The organism is Mucilaginibacter sp. cycad4, from assembly GCF_034263275.1.
In the GTDB taxonomy this organism is placed as follows: domain Bacteria; phylum Bacteroidota; class Bacteroidia; order Sphingobacteriales; family Sphingobacteriaceae; genus Mucilaginibacter.
Genome location: NZ_CP139559.1, coordinates 4,852,910 through 4,869,335, shown reverse-complemented (window position 1 = coordinate 4,869,335; position 16,426 = coordinate 4,852,910). Strand labels below are relative to the sequence as shown.

The following is a 16,426-nucleotide window of genomic DNA, read 5'->3' as shown; positions in this document are numbered from 1 at the left end:
TAGTTAACTCAAGCAAATCAAATTAAAAAATAAAAGTTTACTTCTGAATTATTATGGCTGGAAAGAAAAAACCTTACGGAATAGGCAACATCGTATCATGGGGTGCTACTGTGGTGATTATAGGGTTGATGTTTAAGATTTTGCATTGGCCCGGTGCTACTTACTGGATAGCAGGGGGACTTATAACCGAGGCTATACTGTTTTTTATATTAGGGTTTCAGAGAGAAGATAAAGAAATTAACTGGGCACGTGTATATCCTGAATTAAATGAGGATTTTCAGGGCGAACTTCCAAAAGCAACTGTAAGAGGCGGTGGTAATGCAGGCCCTTCAACAACTGCTGCCTTGGATAAAATGATGGAAGATGCAAAAATTGGCCCCGAACTGGTACGGAGCCTTGGCGACGGTTTACGTACATTTGGTGATAAGGTAGCCGCTATATCACGCGTAACCGATGCGGGGGAAGCTACTGTAGCTTTTACAAGCAAAGTTAAAGATGCAACTGCAAGCTATGAAAAACTAAGTGTTTCTTTTGAAAAGGCATCGGCTAACTTAACAGAAATGGCTAATTCAAATGTTGATTCAAAAGCTTACCATGACCAGGTTACCCAATTAGCTAAAAACCTGTCGGCACTTAACGCGGTTTACGAATTGGAATTACAGGATTCAAGCGCGCACTTAAAATCAATGAATAAATTTTACCAAAACCTTTCGCTTACCATGAACAACTTTAATGAATCAATGGATGATTCAAAACAGTTTAAGGAAGAGGTAGGGCGTTTGGCTAAAAACCTGGCATCATTAAACGCCATTTATGGTAACATGCTTACAGCTATGAACCAGCCGCGTGTTTAATATAATTAATTAATTGATTACCAGAAAAGATTTATAATAGATGGCCGGAGGTAAGGAAACCCCAAGACAGCGAATGATAGGTATACTATACCTGGTACTATTGGGCCTCATTGCCCTTAACGTACCGGATAGCCTGTTGGACGCGTTTAAGAATATTACAAACAGTTTAGATGCATCAACCAGAAATGTTAATACTGGCTTGCAAAACACATATAGCGCTTTTGAGGCTACAAAATTGAAGGAGCAAGCTGAAAGGGCGAAACCAATTTATGATAAGGCTAAACAGGCAAGTGCTATAGCTGCAGAACTAAATACCTACATTGAACAGCTGAAAGCAAAGCTGATTCAGGAAGGCGGCGGGATTAACCCCGAAATTGATGACGTTGATGCCCGTGATAACCTGGACATATCGCCCCGTATCATGATCAATCAGAGAAATGGCGAAAAGCTGAAAGCTAAAATTGATGAAACCCGCCAAAGGTTATTGGTAGCCTTAGGTAAAGACAGCGTAGGCGTACAGTTTTCACTGAATACCGTAGCTCCTAAACCGCATGGTGATGTTAGAAAATCATGGCAGGAAGCTAACTTTGGCGATGGTATACCTTTAGGCGCGGCCCTCACTACTTTAGCCAAAATTGAAGCTGATAACAAAAACGCCGAAAACGAAGTAGTTAAGAAATTATTAGGTAAAATTGATCAGGCACAGGTTACGCTTGATAAATTCAGTGCAGTAGTGGTGGCTCCAAGCAGCTATGTGATAGCCGGACAACCATACACTGCCCAGATTTTTTTAACTGCTTACGATTCAAAATCAAACCCTGATATTACTGTTAATGGCAGCAGGGTATCTGTTACCGATGGTAAGGGTAATTATACCATTACAGCAAGCGGCGAAGGAAAGCATACTATAGATGGTTTTATCACGGTTAAAAATAACACAACCGGTAAAAATGATTCTTATCCTTTTAAGCAGGAGTACACGGTTGCAAGGCCTTCGGCAGTTATTTCTCCTGATAAAATGAACGTACTTTATATCGGCGTACCAAATCCTATTTCAGTATCTGCGCCTGGTGTAGCAGCCAGCGACTTAAACGTGCATTTTAGCGGCGCCGGTTCTCTTAGCGGTTCGGGCGGGCATTATACGGCTACGGTAAGCAGCATAGGCAGAGCTACGATTTCTGTTAGCGGTGCCAAAGGAGCGGTATTAGGCTCAACGGAGTTCCGTATCAAAAGGATCCCTGACCCTAAGCCGCAGTTTGCAGGTAAAAGCGGTGGTAACACCAGTTCGGCCAATATCAGGGCACAAGACCGGCTTTTTGCCCAGTTGGATAACTTTGACTTTGATGCTAAATTTAATGTAACGCACTTTACTATGCTGGTTGTAAAGCCGCGCCAGGACGCCATTATTTTATCAGGCTCGGGCGGTGAATTAACCGGTGCTATGCATAGTGCTTTAAATACGGTTACACCAGGAACTACTGTTATATTTAAGGATATCGTTGCGGTAGGTCCTGACCATTCACCACGGTCGCTTGACCCGATTGTATTATCCGCAAATTAAACGCGTATGAAAAAGAGAATTTTAGTTGTTATCCTGTGTTTGGCTTGTGTAAGCGCTTATGCGCAAAAAAAACGCGCCAAAAGACCGCCGGCAAAAAAAACAACCACCGCCAGGCAAACAACTCAGAAACCTGTACAGGTTCAGCCAGATAATGTTACCAGCCAGCAGCCCCTTGATACTGCAAGTAAAATTGCTGCAAAACCTTTTGACAGGCCGCTTGATGGATATTACAAAAAGAGCAATATCTTAAACGCCAAGGTTACCCCGTATCCTAACCTGCGTGAAAACGATGTGGCATTTGCCAAACGCGTTTGGCGCGAAATTGATGTACGTGAAAAGATGAACCAGTACCTGGCTTCGCCAAAGGGCCGTTTAATTGATGTATTGCTTGATGCCATTGCCAGGGGCGAGCTTACTGCATATGACCCAACCCCGGGTAAAAAGGATGATCCCAATGGCGATGGTTTTACTACTCCGTTAACAGGTGCACAGGCCCGCGGCCGTTTAGCATCTGACAGCAGCGTGGTTGAAAAGCGCGATAAGGATAACAACGTTATATCATCTACCCTTGTTGCGGGTGATTTTAACCCGGATAGCGTACTTAAATTCCGTATTAAAGAAGATTGGATCTTTGACAAACAACGTTCGGTATTTGAGCCCCGGATTATAGGGATTGCCCCGTTGGTTAAACCTAAAGGTACGGGCACACTTGACATTGATTTTCAGCCTGCTTTTTGGATTTATTTTCCCGAAGCACGCCCGATACTTGCAACCAAAGAGGTAGTTAGCCGTAACAGCGATGCAACCGGCTTAAGCTTTGACGACGTGTTTATAAAACGCATCTTTACCAGTTACATCGTAAAAGAAAGTAACGACAAAGATGAGCGTATAAAAGATTACGCCCAGGGTATTGATAAGCTTTACGAATCAGAAAGGGTTAAAAAGTCCCTGCTTGACTGGGAGCTTAACCTTTGGCAGTATTAAAAAAATTAAAATATGATTTACAAAACAGGCGATGAATTTTCATCGCCTGTTTTGTTTTAAAAGCAGTTTGCCCCCAAAAGCGCAAAGATTTTTTCTTAGCGCCTTTGTTTTTTGCGGGCTTGTTTAGCAATGGACATTTGATAGGACGACTATTATTGTTTGTCCTTCCTGCATATGCGATTTTCACCTCAGGCCTGACCAACCGCTTAATGCTTTCTACCAACTCCCCCCAAATTCCGACGAACACCTGAAACAAGGATAAATAAGGCGTTTTTAGGGTTCGCCGAGTGCTTTTAAGGCTTTGTCTATATATATCAGCAGCTGGTATAACACTTTTTAGCGATCAAAATATATGTTGTTCATTTGATCATTGAAAATAACAACACAACATAATTAAAAACATTAAAACCTTACGATCATGAAAACCTCAATAAAACTATCAGCCTTATTTGTATTATTAACCGCAGGTGTATTTGCTACTACAGCAGCTAAAGCTACCGAAGGTACTATCGATGTTACCCCTAAAGCCAAAGAAGTTGTAACCTTTAAAGCACTTGACCATGACCGCGGCATCAAAATAGACTTTGCAAAATCAGAAAGCGGAAAATCATTTGTAAGGGTTTACAATAAAGATAATGAGCTTTTATTAAAGGACTTTGTGCCAAGCAAAACTGACGTAAGCAAAGGCTACGTATTAACCGGTTTGGAAGACGGTGACTACACCATGGAGATCACTACAAATAACCAGGTAGTTAAAAAATCAATCCACGTTTACCAGGATGGGGATCAAAAATCATTTTTTATAGCCCAATAATAAAATTACTCTCTCATCATATAAATAAGGCCTGGTTCAATGAACCGGGCCTTTGTAATTAAAGCTGTTCAACTTCTGCTCCTGTATTAAAATACGCCAATATGGCTTTGGCCTGTTTAAGGTTTACCACTTCAAGCAGCATTTCCTCGTTAGCTTCGCGGATCTTTTTTACCGATTTAAAGTATTTAAGCAGCTTTTCGGCCGTGGTTTTGCCTATGCCCTCAATTAGCTCAAGCTCGGTTACCAATGTGCCTTTATCGCGTTTTTTACGGTGAAAAGTAATGCCAAAACGGTGTGCCTCATCGCGCAGGTGCTGGATCACTTTAAGCGTTTCCGACTTTTTGTCGAGATACATTGGGTACTGGTCGTTAGGGTAGTAAAGTTCCTCCAGGCGTTTGGCAATACCTATAACGGTTACCTTTTTATCTATACCCAATAACTTAAGGCTGTGCATAGCCGATGATAACTGGCCTTTGCCTCCGTCAATCACAATCAGTTGCGGCAGTTCAGTTCCTTCATCCAGTATGCGGCGGTAACGGCGGTGTACGGCTTCTTCCATCGTGGCAAAGTCGTTAGGGCCTTCAACGGTTTTAACGTTAAAATGGCGGTAGTCCTTTTTGGAGGGTTTACCATCTTTGAATACCACAATGGCCGATACCGGGTATTTACCCTGGAAGTTGGAGTTATCGAAACATTCTATATGGCGCGGCAGCTGGTTCATGCGCAGATCTTTCATCATCTGCGTAAGCAACCGTTCGGTGCGGATCTCGGGGTTCAGTTTCTCGTACTGGTCAATCTTTTCCTTTTTAAAGAACTGCACATTCTTTTGCGAAAGGTCAAGCAATTTGCGTTTTTCGCCCAGTTTAGGCACCGTGAATTTGATGTTTGGGTGGTCTTCCAGATCAATATCAAATGGTACGATGATTTCCTTGCTATCGCTGTTATAACGGCTCCTGAACTCAGATATAGCCAGCGTGAGCAATTCCTCATCGCTTTCATCAAGCCGTTTTTTCAGCTCGATGGTTTGCGTTTGAATGATAGTACCGTTCATAACCTTCAAAAAGTTTACAAAGGCCAGTTTCTCTTCAGATGCAATGCTGAATACATCTACATCCGTAATAGAAGAGTTAACAACGGTTGATTTACTCTGATAATTTTCCAGCAGTTCAAACTTCCGTTTTAGCCGGTGAGCAAGTTCAAAATTCATTTCCATAGCAGCAGCTTCCATCTCGCTTTTTAATCTGCGGAGCACTGCGCCGATTTTCCCGTTCAGGATATCCTTGATCTCTTCAATGCTGTTATCGTAATCATCTTCCGTCTGGAAATTTTGGCAGGGGCCTTTACAATTGCCCAGTTGGTATTCCAGGCAAACCTTAAACTTGCCCTTGTCAATGTTTTCGCGGGTAAGCTGCAGGTTACAGGTACGCAGGGGATAGGTTTCCCTGATCAATCCTAAAATGTTATGCATCATGCTCACCGATGCGTATGGGCCAAGATATTTGGATCCGTCTTTGATGATGCGGCGGGTCCAGAAAATACGCGGGTAATTTTCGTTTTTAATGATAATCCATGGGTAGGTTTTATCATCCTTCAGCATTACGTTGTAGCGCGGCTGATGCTTTTTGATCATGCTGTTTTCCAGCAGCCAGGCATCAACCTCAGTATCAACGATAGTGAAAGTTATAGCGCGGATCTTGGATACCAACACCCGTGTTTTAGCATTGATATGGATATCCTGGTTAAAATATGAACCAACGCGATTACGCAGGTCTTTGGCCTTGCCAATATATATCAGTTCCTGCTCACTATCCCAGTACTGGTAAACCCCGGGTTTGTGAGGGATGTTTTTTAAAGCTGCTCTATAATCGAATTTCTCGCTCACTGAATTATTGGTTTTAAAACGTCAGAAATTTCCTCACTGAAAAGGAAACATTTCTCTAAAACGTCATTGCGAGGAACGAAGCAATCCCAAACTTTACAGAGAGGCTCTGCTAATCGGGGATTGCTTCGTTCCTCGCAATGACGATGGGCATTAACCCTTGAATAAAAATAATTAAAATCCTAATTTCTTATCCACCTCGGTAGTTCCCTGTTGTTGCTGATTGTAGGCTCCGCAATCCAGTATGATGCTTACACCATTTGCAGGGGCATCAAAATCAACATTCTTTTTAATACCTAAAGCTGCATTGGCATATACCTTTTTCATATACATGGCAAATATCGGCAGGGCACTGTTGGCACCTTCGCCCAAACGCGTGCTCTGGAAGGCAATGTCACGATCTTCGCAACCTGTCCATAAGCCGGTAACCAGTTGTGGGGTTATACCTATAAACCAACCGTCTGAATTGTTTTGTGTTGTACCTGTTTTACCGCCGATGGGGTTGCGCAAACCATATTTGTAGCTTAGTCTTGAGCCGGTACCATCTTCAATAACACCTTTAAGCATATAGGTCATTACATAGGCCGTTTGCGGGTTCATGGCTTGTACTACGCGCGGAGTATGGGTATACAGCACGTTCCCGTTTTTATCTTCAATGCGTAAAATATAAGTAGGCTCCGTCCACAGGCCATGATTGGCAAAGGCAGAGTAAGCGGCCGTCATCTCAAAAACAGAGGCATCAAACGTGCCCAGGCAAATTGACGGATAAGGCGGAACAGCGCTTGTGATACCCATTTTCTTGATCAGGTCAACAACTGGCTCAGGCTTAACCTCGCCCATAACGTGAGCGGTAACCCAGTTTTGTGAGTGCGCCAGGGCCTGCCTTAAAGTAATAAAGCCCGGCAAAGTTTCGGATGGCGATGAGCGCGGGCACCATGGCGCGCCATAACCACGAATGGTATCTGGCACGTTGTTAATTTTCATACATGGCGAGTACCCGTTATCAATAGCTACAGCATAGGTAAACGGTTTGGCTGTAGAACCCACCTGGCGTGTGCCGTTCTTTACCTGGTCGTACTTAAAATGCTCGAAGTTGGTACCGCCAACCCAGGCTTTAACATAGCCGGTTGTAGGATCCATACTCATAAGGGCGTTGCGGAGCAGCATTTTGCTGTAAATGATCGAATCGATAGGCCGCATCAGGGTATCGATACTGCCATGCCAGGTAAACAGGTTGATGGTAGTCTTAGTCTTGAAGTTTTCTTCAATTTCCTCGTCAGATTTTTCCTGTTGTTTCAGTTGTTTGTACCTGTCAGATTTTTGCATGCCCTGGTCAAGCAAAAATTTAAAGTTGTGGATGCTTTTGTATAGGTTGCGGCCGTGCCAGTGATTATTGAACTGAGCCTGCAGGTCTTTCATATAATCACGCTGCGCATCCTCGGCATATTGCTGCATGGTGGCATCAATGGTGGTATATATTTTTAAGCCGTCGCGGTCAAGATCGTAAGGTGAGCCATCAGGACGGTTAATGTTTTGTTCTTTAAAGATCTTTTGAAGCTCTTTCTTCAATACCGAACGGAAGTAAGGAGCAAGGCCGTCAAAATGATTGTTCTGGTGAAAATCAAGACCAAGGGGCTTGCGTTTATATTCTTCAACCTGGCCTTCGCTCAGGTAATTTTGTTCGGCCATACGGTTTAGCACCAGGTTGCGCCTTCTAAGTGCATTATCCGGGTGGCGGATAGGCGAATAAATGCCGGGGCCGTTAACCATACCTATTAACAGGGCGGCCTGATCGGGTGTTAGTTTATCGGGCGTAGTGTTAAAATAAGTACGTGCGGCCGATTTGATACCATAAGTGTTGTAAGCGCCAAAGTCAACCGTGTTAAGGTACATGGTCAGGATCTCTTCTTTGGTATAATGACGTTCAAGTTTAACGGCCGTCACCCATTCCTGTAGTTTTTGAATGATCCGCTTAAAGGGATTGGCAGATCGCTCTGAAAAAAGGTTAAGCGCCAGCTGTTGTGTTATGGTACTGCCGCCCTGCTTTTGCCCGATGAGCAAATGCGCGAAAATGGTAAAGCTTCGGCCAAAGTCAATACCCGAATGGTCATAAAAACGTTTATCCTCGGTAGCAACCAAAGCGTTAATCACGTTTGGCGATAGCTCGCGGTAAGTAACATTCGAACGGTTTTGAATATAATAAGTACCCAATACCTGCTTGTCAGACGAGATTATCTCTGTAGCCTGGTTGCTCTTGGGGTTTTCCAGATCGCGGAACGAAGGCAGCTGGCCAAACACATCAAAAATAGTGAGTGTTATCATCATAACCACAAAAGCGAAAAGGGCAAGCACAATACGCCATATGTACCAGTTGTATCTTCTTATATCGGCAGGCTGGAGTTGATTTTTCGAGTTAAACCTTGTGTTAGTGGTTCTCATTTTTTAATAAAATTTCTGATAGTAGTCAAAATAACTATCCAATATACTTTGGGTTGCTAATTTATCCAGATTTTCTTTGGTAATGATAAAAAAGCTGTATTTATCCTTTGGAACCTTCATAATATCAGGTAGCAGGGGTACAATGGTACGTGCATAATCCTTAGCATCGGCAAGGCTGTAAAAACGGCCAACGTATATCAGCTGGTTATTTTCGCCAACGCTTTTAACGTGGTGGATCACTTCGCTGCGGGTGTATCGCGTACGGTTAAACTGCCCTACTCCAAAACGTGTGGAAGCCAGATTAGTTGTACCGCTGGATACATTTATCACAAAGTAATAGTTGCTGCTGTCGCGCTTGCTGAATATATAGTTTACAGCGGGCGTATTGCTGATGGCTGCAGTATGAACTGCGGCCACCGTATCTGTTTGCTTTGGCGCAGGCTGTGTGGCTATATCCCGCGAAGTATCCGGCATTTGATGCTGCGGTAAAGGGATCTGGCCTGCAGCAAGTTGTTTGGGCTGTTGGGTTATTGCCTGCTGAATTTGTGGTGCCGATGTTTTAGCTCCTGCTATTACACGCGTGTCCCGTTCGGGCAGGCGCTCCTGGGGAGTTACGTTTTGCGCCGATGGCGTATATGGCGGACGGTATTCTGTTTGTTTTTGATATGCCACCGGTGGGGTAAAAGGAATCTCGTTAGGATCATCATTAAATAATACCACCGGGCGGGCGGCTATTTCGGCCTTGTTCGAATCGATATAAGCAAGATGCTGGTTAACCAGTGGGGCAATAAGCTTATCCTGCGGATATTTTGCGGCGATTAACTGCAGATCTGCCTGAAAGGGAGGGAGCTTCTCCATATGCCCGGCAGCGATGGCCTTCAGATAATACAGTTGAGCAGCATACCGGTTGTCAGGATATTTATTCAGGAGACCATTAGCTTTCTCAATCACCTTGGTGTATTGCTTTTGAGCATACTGATCGTATACTTCGTTATAAAAGCCGTTAAATTCAGCATCTACATCGGCCAGTTTGCGGGCGTAGTCCGGATCGAGAATAACTTTAGCAAAGATACTTTCGGGGTATTCTTTAAGCAGCCTGTTTTTGTAATCATTTGATTTTGCCACGTCTATATCTGCATAAAGCCTGTACAGGTTATAATAAACTGAAGGCTTATCACTGCTTTGAGGAAAGCGTGTAAGCAGGGTTTCATAACTGGTAATAGCTTCCTTTTTATCTTCCAATACATCGCGATAAAAATTAGCCATTTCAAAATAGGCGTTATAGATCCTGAAGTTTGATTGCTGCAACAGGGCAGGAGTGAGGGGCAGGTTTTTAACAAGGTCCTGCCGGAAGGCACCAGCCGATACATTAGCAGTATTATAGGCAGCGCTGCCAACAGGCGCGTCCGGATCATTAACTTGTGAGTCCATACCCACTGCAGCAGTTGGTACGCCTGTGTTTGAACGCCTGCTGCGGCGCCAGTTATCCTCCAGCTTACGATTGCCCCATAAACGCTTAAAGTCATTATATCCCTGGCTTACGGCGCTGTTATTGTAAAAGTAAAAAGTACTGCCGCTGTTTTTATTTGGGGAAGATGAATTATTATTCCTGTCGAAGGTAGTTGGCATAGCGCCGTTATTGACATTGGCTGCAGCCCCGGTGCCGGCTTCTAAAGCGGCCTGTTGCTGCTGGCGTGTTTTACGGGCTACCATTTCATCTATACGGGCATCACGGGTTTTCTCATCCAAAGCGGCAAGCATTTGCAGGGTATCCTCGCGCGAGATGGTTTCAAGCAGACGGGTAAGGATCTGCAGGTTATCGGCCTTTTTGCGGATGATCCGGTACCCCGGGTAATTTATTGACAAGTTATTAAGGGTACTATCATAATAAAGCCTGGCACTTGCATAGTCGGCCTTATTTTTAAAGTTAATATCGGCAATGCGCAGGTAGGAGAGACCTTTTTGGTTTTGATTTTTGGTGCTTACCCGCACCGATTTCTTGTGGCTTTTCAGGGCGTTGTCGATCTCTCCCGCTTTAAACTGCTGCTCACCAATCTGGTAATAGATTTGGTCGTAAAAATCAGTATTGTCTTCATTTTTAAGCAGGGCGCGTAACAGATCGATCTTACTGGCCTTAACCCCGTTTTGATTGTCGCGGATGCGGATCCGGTTAAGGTTGGCATTAAAGGCCATTTCAAAACTGGCGTTGCTTTTAACTATCCGGGTATAGCTTTCATAGGCGTCGGCTGGCTTAAGGTTAAGCTCTTGTAATTGGCCCAGGATAAATATCCAGCGGAGTTTAAGATTGCTGATATAGCTGTATTTAATGGCCAGTTTAGCCATCTCTTCAGCTTCGGCATAGTTTTGGGTTAGGATATCATATTGCAGTTTGGTAGCATAAACATCGGCAGTAACATTTTTTTTAGGATTGATATCCTGCACTGCCGAGTCGATTACCAGTTTGGCTAAAGACAACTGGTTAAGGTACATAAGCCCGCGGGCCTTCCATACCAAAGCTTCCTGTTTTAGATTGGCTTGCTTGCCGAATGACCTGGTTACATAATTACAATACTCAACAGCATCAAAATAATTTGCTTGCAGGTAGCGCGATTTGCCCAGTACCAGGTAAGCATCACCTAAATAATGGCTTTGTTCCTTAATGCTGATAATCTTGTTGGCTTTTACGATGGCGTCCTCTAGGTCCTTATCGGGCGTGCCGGTTTGTACAGTAGTATCGGGGTAAACATTTAGCAATTCACTATAGGCATCAGGAAAGGATGCCGCGTAGCTTTCCTGCTTAAGCCTTAAAATTTCATTGGCATTAAACAGTATATTATAGTGAGCAGTGAGGTTTTGCATGGTGCGGTTAAAACCGCTTTGTTTTTCAAGCGAACAACCGGCCGCTACCAGTACAAGTGCAGACAGTAAAAAAATGCTGATGTTTGATTTATAGGATGATGATAATCGCCTCAATGCAATACTGTAGTTAAAAAGCCTTGCTAAAATAGCAAAGATTATGCAATAGGTTTAATAAATTTGCGCATGCCCGAAAATGAACAAAATAACGAAGATGAGGTAGGTAAGCCTTTAAGCGCTTATGCTAAATACAGCAGCATCGGTTTTCAGATGGTGGTTATCATAGGCATTTTTACCTTTGCAGGCTATAAGATTGATGAAGCCGGCAAGCATGATGTAAAATGGGCTACTGCCATCCTTGCCCTTGTCGGGGTATTTATTGCTTTGTTCATCGTTATCAGATCAGTTAAAAATTGAAACTATTTACCGCAATTTTATCGTTCCTGCTGTTTGCTGTTATCATAGCTGTACCGCCATTGCTGTTAAGTAAATCAAGCCATGCCGCCTGGCTCGATCCTCATTTCTGGATGATATTTGCTTTTATAACCGGGCTCACGTTTCTAACTATCATTTCGATATTGATCGTAACCAAAATTAACAAGGAGATATATGCTCAAACCTTCCTCGGGGCAACCATGATCAAGCTTTTGACCTGCATGTTTTTTTGCCTGTTTTTTTTAGTTAAAATCAAAGTAAATGGGGTGATATTTATTGCTAATTTTTTTTACGTATATTTCTTTAATCTCGCCTTTGAAATTTACGGTTTGTTACGTACCTTGCGCAACCAAAAATTAAAGTAAAAATCTCTCTGCTAATGGATTTTAGCCATATTTTGAACTCAAAAAAAATCACCTTAGGTATCATTTTAAGCGTTTTTTCGCTGTTTGTAACGTTAAATGCTAACGCTGTACAAGAAAAAAATGAGTCATCAACAACTGTTGAAAGTAAAGAAAAGGAAAAGTTTGACCCTAATGAAGCCATCCTTGAGCACATTGCCGATTCGCACTATTTTCATATAGGTGGTAAGGTTGCTATTGGTTTGCCCGTTATACTTTATACAAACGGCGGACTGGAAGTGTTTTCGGCTTCAGAATTTGAGCATGGTGAAAAAGCCCACCAGGGTAAATACCACAATTATGCTTTAATTAAGGATAAGATTAAAGTTGTTGGCGCCGATGGTACAACTATTGATGAAACCGCAAAGATCTTTGATCTGTCAATTACCCGCAACGTGTTCTCCATGTGGATGTCGGTAATATTGCTGATCATCATATTTGTTAGCGTGGCAGGCTCATACAAAAAACGTGTGGGTAAAGCGCCTAAGGGTTTGCAATCATTATTGGAGCCACTTATCCTGTTTATCCGTGATGAGGTAGCGCTTCCAAACATTGGTTACAAGTACGCTAAATTTATGCCGCTGCTATTGACTATGTTTTTCTTTATCCTGATCAATAACCTGATTGGTATGATCCCGATTTTTCCCGGAGGTTCAAACCTTACAGGTAATATCGCGGTAACGATGGTGCTTGCGGTTATTACCCTTATCGTGGTTAACTTTAATGGTAACAAATATTACTGGAAGCACATTTTTGCTCCGGATGTTCCATTTTGGTTATATCCGATCATGTGGATTGTTGAGCTTGCCGGTATCATTTCAAAGCCTTTTGCGTTAATGGTGCGTTTGTTTGCAAACATCATGGCGGGCCACGTTATCGTATTGGCATTAATCTCTTTGATTTTCATATTCCAGACACTTTGGGTATCACCGGTATCAATAGCCTTTGCTTTGTTTATCGATGTGCTTGAGTTGCTGGTAGCTTTCCTGCAGGCTTTCATCTTTACAATGCTTACTGCGTTGTTTATAGGCAGTGCTGTTGAGGAGCATCATCATTAATAATTTGTAATTAATAATAACACTATATTCATTTAAATTTAAAAACAATGGTTGGAAGTATTGCTGCATTAGGTGCAGGTTTAGCAGTTATCGGTGCAGGTATTGGTATCGGTCAAATCGGTGGTAAAGCGATGGAAGGTATCTCTCGTCAGCCGGAAGCTGCTTCAAAAATTCAGACTGCCATGATCATCGCTGCCGCACTTGTTGAAGGTGTTGCTCTTTTCGGTGTGATCGTTGCACTTTTGGGTAACAAATAATTTTACCCGAAAAAAAATAAAAACCGGGTGGTGTAACGGTTGGTTACACACCGGTTTTTACTTAAATGAATAATGTTAATTAGAACTATAGTCACAACAATAATATAAAAGATGGATTTAGTAATGCCTGATTGGGGTTTGGTTGTATGGACATCCGTAACCTTTTTATTCTTACTTATTTTACTGAGGGCATTTGCCTGGAAACCGATCATGGCTGCCATTGGCGATCGTGAGCGTTCAATTGAAGATGCTTTATTAAAAGCAGAAGCTGCCAAAGAGGAAATGAGCCGTTTAACCAATGAAAACGAATCATTGATTAAACAAGCCCGTGCCGAGCGTGACCTGATCCTGTCTGAAGCCCGAAAAGCCAAAGAGCAAATAGTATCTGATGCTAAAGAGCTTGCACACAAAGAAGGCGCACGTATGATTGAGCTTGCCCGTGTTGAAATTAACAACCAGAAAGCTATCGCTTTGGCCGATGTTAAAAACCAGGTAGCTACCTTATCATTAGAAATTGCCGAGAAGATCCTTCGCAGGCAATTTGAAGATCAACAGCAGCAAGACGAGTTGGTAAGCCAGTTATTAAAAGAAGTGAAGTTGTAAGGATTTCGGATTTGGGATGCTCGATTTCGGATTTATTTTCCGGTTCAGACACCCCGCGTCAATCTCCTTATTCAAATTAAAAATTCCGAAATCGAAAATTCGAAATCCGAAATAAAAGAACATGTCAGAAATCACGGTAGCAACCAGGTATGCCAAATCGATCATTGATCTTGCACAGGAACAAGGAATTGTTTCAGAGATCAAAGCCGATATGGACCTTTTCTTAAAAACCCTGAAGGGAAGCCCCGAACTGGTAGCAGTATTGGCTAATCCAATTGTATCTCACTCTAAAAAGATCAAGATCCTTGATGAGATATTTTTAAATAAGGTTAACAAAGCTACTATCGCTTTCTTTAAGCTAATGGTTAACAAAGGCCGCGGCGAAGTATTATACTTTACCGCCGGTGAGTACATTAACCTGTACAATGTTAAAAATCATATTACTAAAGCTAAGATAACATCGGCTACTGCGCTTTCTGAAGCTAATAAAGCAACATTGGTTGCCGAATTACAACAGTCAGTTGGCGGTACAGTTGTACTGGAAACCAAAGTTGACCCGGCATTGATCGGCGGCTTTGTGTTAACTATAGGCGACAGGCAGGTTGATACCAGCATTGCTGCAAGCCTGAAAAAAATGAAAAAGGAATTTGCTGTTCAGGCATAATTAATAAGTATTAAAAGTAAAACTCTAAATAAATTTTAAACAATGGTAGAGGTAAGACCAGACGAAGTATCAGCAATTTTGCGTCAGCAGTTGGCCGGCTTCAAGTCAGAATCTGAATTAGAAGAAGTGGGTACTGTACTCCAGGTGGGTGACGGTATCGCACGCGTTTATGGATTAACTAAAGTACAGTCGGGTGAGTTGGTTGAGTTTGGCACAGGATTGCAAGGCATCGTACTTAACCTTGAAGAAGATAACGTGGGTGTGGTATTGTTAGGTAAATCTGACGATATTAAAGAAGGTGATACCGTTAAACGTACCAACAGGATTGCATCAATCAACGTAGGCGAAGGTATGCTTGGCCGTGTTGTTGATACCTTAGGTGCCCCTATTGATGGTAAAGGCCCAATCACTGGTCAAACCTATGAGATGCCGCTTGAGCGTAAAGCTCCGGGCGTAATCTACCGTCAGCCGGTAACCGAGCCATTGCAAACCGGTATCAAAGCTATCGACGCGATGATCCCTATCGGCCGTGGCCAGCGTGAGTTGGTTATCGGTGACCGTCAAACCGGTAAAACTGCGGTTTGTATCGATACCATCATCAATCAAAAAGAATTTTACGATGCAGGTAAACCTGTTATCTGTATATATGTAGCCTGCGGACAAAAAGCATCAACTGTTGCTAACATCGTTCGTACGCTTGAAGAGAATGGCGCTATGCCTTACTCTATCGTAGTTGCCGCTAACGCTTCAGACTCTGCTACCATGCAGTTCTTTGCTCCGTTTGCAGGCGCTGCTATCGGCGAGTACTTCCGTGATACAGGTCGCCCTGCTTTGATCATCTATGATGACTTGTCAAAACAGGCGGTTGCTTACCGTGAGGTATCGTTGTTATTACGTCGTCCACCGGGCCGTGAGGCTTATCCGGGTGACGTATTTTACCTGCACAGCCGTTTATTAGAGCGTGCCGCTAAGATCAATTCAAATGATTCTATCGCACAGCAAATGAATGACCTTCCTGAGTCTATCAGGGGCATCGTTAAAGGCGGCGGTTCATTAACAGCGCTTCCGATCATTGAAACACAAGCAGGTGACGTATCTGCATACATCCCAACTAACGTAATTTCGATTACTGACGGTCAGATCTTCCTGGAGTCGAACTTGTTCAACGCGGGTGTTCGTCCGGCTATCAACGTAGGTATTTCGGTATCACGTGTAGGTGGTAACGCACAGATCAAATCAATGAAGAAAGTTGCCGGAACCTTGAAACTTGACCAGGCACAGTTCCGTGAACTTGAGGCTTTCTCAAAATTCGGTTCAGACCTTGACGCTTCAACCAAAAACGTGTTAGACAAAGGTATCCGTAACGTAGAGATCCTTAAACAAGGTCAATATTCGCCGGTAACCGTTGAAAAACAAGTTGCTATCATTTACTTAGGTACTAAAAACCTGATGCGTAATGTACCTGTAAACAAGGTAAGGGAATTTGAAACAGAATTTACCGACCAGTTAGAAGCACGTCACCCGGAAGTTTTAGCTGCCCTTAAAGCAGGTAAATTTGACGACCAGCTTACCGGCGTACTGGAAACAGTGGCTAAAGAACTGGCAGGAAGGTATTAATTTT

The 16,426-nt window shown here is 43.0% G+C and carries 14 protein-coding genes; 11 read left to right on the top strand and 3 right to left on the bottom strand.

Going from position 1 to position 16,426, the window contains the following annotated elements; all coding sequences use genetic code 11:
* Positions 1 to 53: 53 nt before the first annotated feature.
* The 4 genes from gldL to SNE26_RS19630 all read left to right on the top strand — a co-directional run bounded on the left by gldL (position 54) and on the right by SNE26_RS19630 (position 4,213).
* On the top strand, positions 54 to 854 hold the full coding sequence (gene gldL, locus SNE26_RS19645; RefSeq protein WP_321555602.1) for a gliding motility protein GldL: 801 nt from the start codon (positions 54 to 56) through the stop codon (positions 852 to 854).
* Positions 855 to 894: 40 nt separating this feature from the next.
* Positions 895 to 2,415, top strand: a complete 1,521-nt coding sequence (gene gldM / locus SNE26_RS19640) for a gliding motility protein GldM (protein ID WP_321555601.1) — start codon at positions 895 to 897, stop codon at positions 2,413 to 2,415.
* 6 nt (positions 2,416 to 2,421) lie between these two features.
* Positions 2,422 to 3,399 (top strand): gliding motility protein GldN, encoded by a 978-nt coding sequence (gene gldN / locus SNE26_RS19635; protein ID WP_321555600.1) that lies wholly within the window; start codon positions 2,422 to 2,424, stop codon positions 3,397 to 3,399.
* A gap of 418 nt (positions 3,400 to 3,817) precedes the next feature.
* Complete coding sequence (locus tag SNE26_RS19630; RefSeq protein ID WP_321555599.1) at positions 3,818 to 4,213, top strand: hypothetical protein; 396 nt, start codon at positions 3,818 to 3,820, stop codon at positions 4,211 to 4,213.
* Between the two features lie 58 nt (positions 4,214 to 4,271).
* On the opposite strand, the gene uvrC is transcribed toward SNE26_RS19630, so the two are convergent.
* The 3 genes from uvrC to SNE26_RS19615 all read right to left on the bottom strand — a co-directional run bounded on the left by uvrC (position 4,272) and on the right by SNE26_RS19615 (position 11,504).
* Positions 4,272 to 6,095, bottom strand: coding sequence for an excinuclease ABC subunit UvrC (gene uvrC / locus SNE26_RS19625; RefSeq protein WP_321555598.1), 1,824 nt, complete (start codon positions 6,093 to 6,095; stop codon positions 4,272 to 4,274).
* A gap of 171 nt (positions 6,096 to 6,266) precedes the next feature.
* Positions 6,267 to 8,531 (bottom strand): transglycosylase domain-containing protein, encoded by a 2,265-nt coding sequence (locus SNE26_RS19620; RefSeq protein ID WP_321555597.1) that lies wholly within the window; start codon positions 8,529 to 8,531, stop codon positions 6,267 to 6,269.
* 3 nt (positions 8,532 to 8,534) lie between these two features.
* Positions 8,535 to 11,504 carry a hypothetical protein gene (locus SNE26_RS19615; protein ID WP_321555596.1) on the bottom strand — a complete coding sequence of 990 codons (2,970 nt, stop codon included), beginning with the start codon at positions 11,502 to 11,504 and terminating at the stop codon, positions 8,535 to 8,537.
* A 69-nt stretch (positions 11,505 to 11,573) separates the two neighbouring features.
* Between SNE26_RS19615 and SNE26_RS19610 the strand changes: the two genes are divergently transcribed.
* The 7 genes from SNE26_RS19610 to atpA all read left to right on the top strand — a co-directional run bounded on the left by SNE26_RS19610 (position 11,574) and on the right by atpA (position 16,422).
* A complete protein-coding gene (locus SNE26_RS19610; protein WP_321555595.1) occupies positions 11,574 to 11,804 on the top strand; it encodes an AtpZ/AtpI family protein in 231 nt (76 codons plus the stop codon).
* Positions 11,801 to 12,187 (top strand): hypothetical protein, encoded by a 387-nt coding sequence (locus tag SNE26_RS19605; RefSeq protein WP_321555594.1) that lies wholly within the window; start codon positions 11,801 to 11,803, stop codon positions 12,185 to 12,187. Before SNE26_RS19610 ends, SNE26_RS19605 begins: the two co-directional genes overlap by 4 nt.
* Positions 12,188 to 12,201: 14 nt before the next feature.
* Positions 12,202 to 13,281, top strand: a complete 1,080-nt coding sequence (atpB, locus tag SNE26_RS19600) for a F0F1 ATP synthase subunit A (RefSeq protein ID WP_321555593.1) — start codon at positions 12,202 to 12,204, stop codon at positions 13,279 to 13,281.
* A 47-nt stretch (positions 13,282 to 13,328) separates the two neighbouring features.
* Positions 13,329 to 13,538, top strand: coding sequence for an ATP synthase F0 subunit C (gene atpE / locus SNE26_RS19595; protein WP_110585792.1), 210 nt, complete (start codon positions 13,329 to 13,331; stop codon positions 13,536 to 13,538).
* 111 nt (positions 13,539 to 13,649) lie between these two features.
* Positions 13,650 to 14,141: a F0F1 ATP synthase subunit B gene (atpF, locus tag SNE26_RS19590; RefSeq protein WP_321555592.1), complete on the top strand. Its 492-nt coding sequence runs from the start codon at positions 13,650 to 13,652 to the stop codon at positions 14,139 to 14,141.
* 121 nt (positions 14,142 to 14,262) lie between these two features.
* Complete coding sequence (gene atpH / locus SNE26_RS19585) at positions 14,263 to 14,805, top strand: ATP synthase F1 subunit delta (protein WP_321555591.1); 543 nt, start codon at positions 14,263 to 14,265, stop codon at positions 14,803 to 14,805.
* A 42-nt stretch (positions 14,806 to 14,847) separates the two neighbouring features.
* Positions 14,848 to 16,422: a F0F1 ATP synthase subunit alpha gene (atpA, locus tag SNE26_RS19580; protein ID WP_321555590.1), complete on the top strand. Its 1,575-nt coding sequence runs from the start codon at positions 14,848 to 14,850 to the stop codon at positions 16,420 to 16,422.
* Positions 16,423 to 16,426 lie beyond the last annotated feature (4 nt).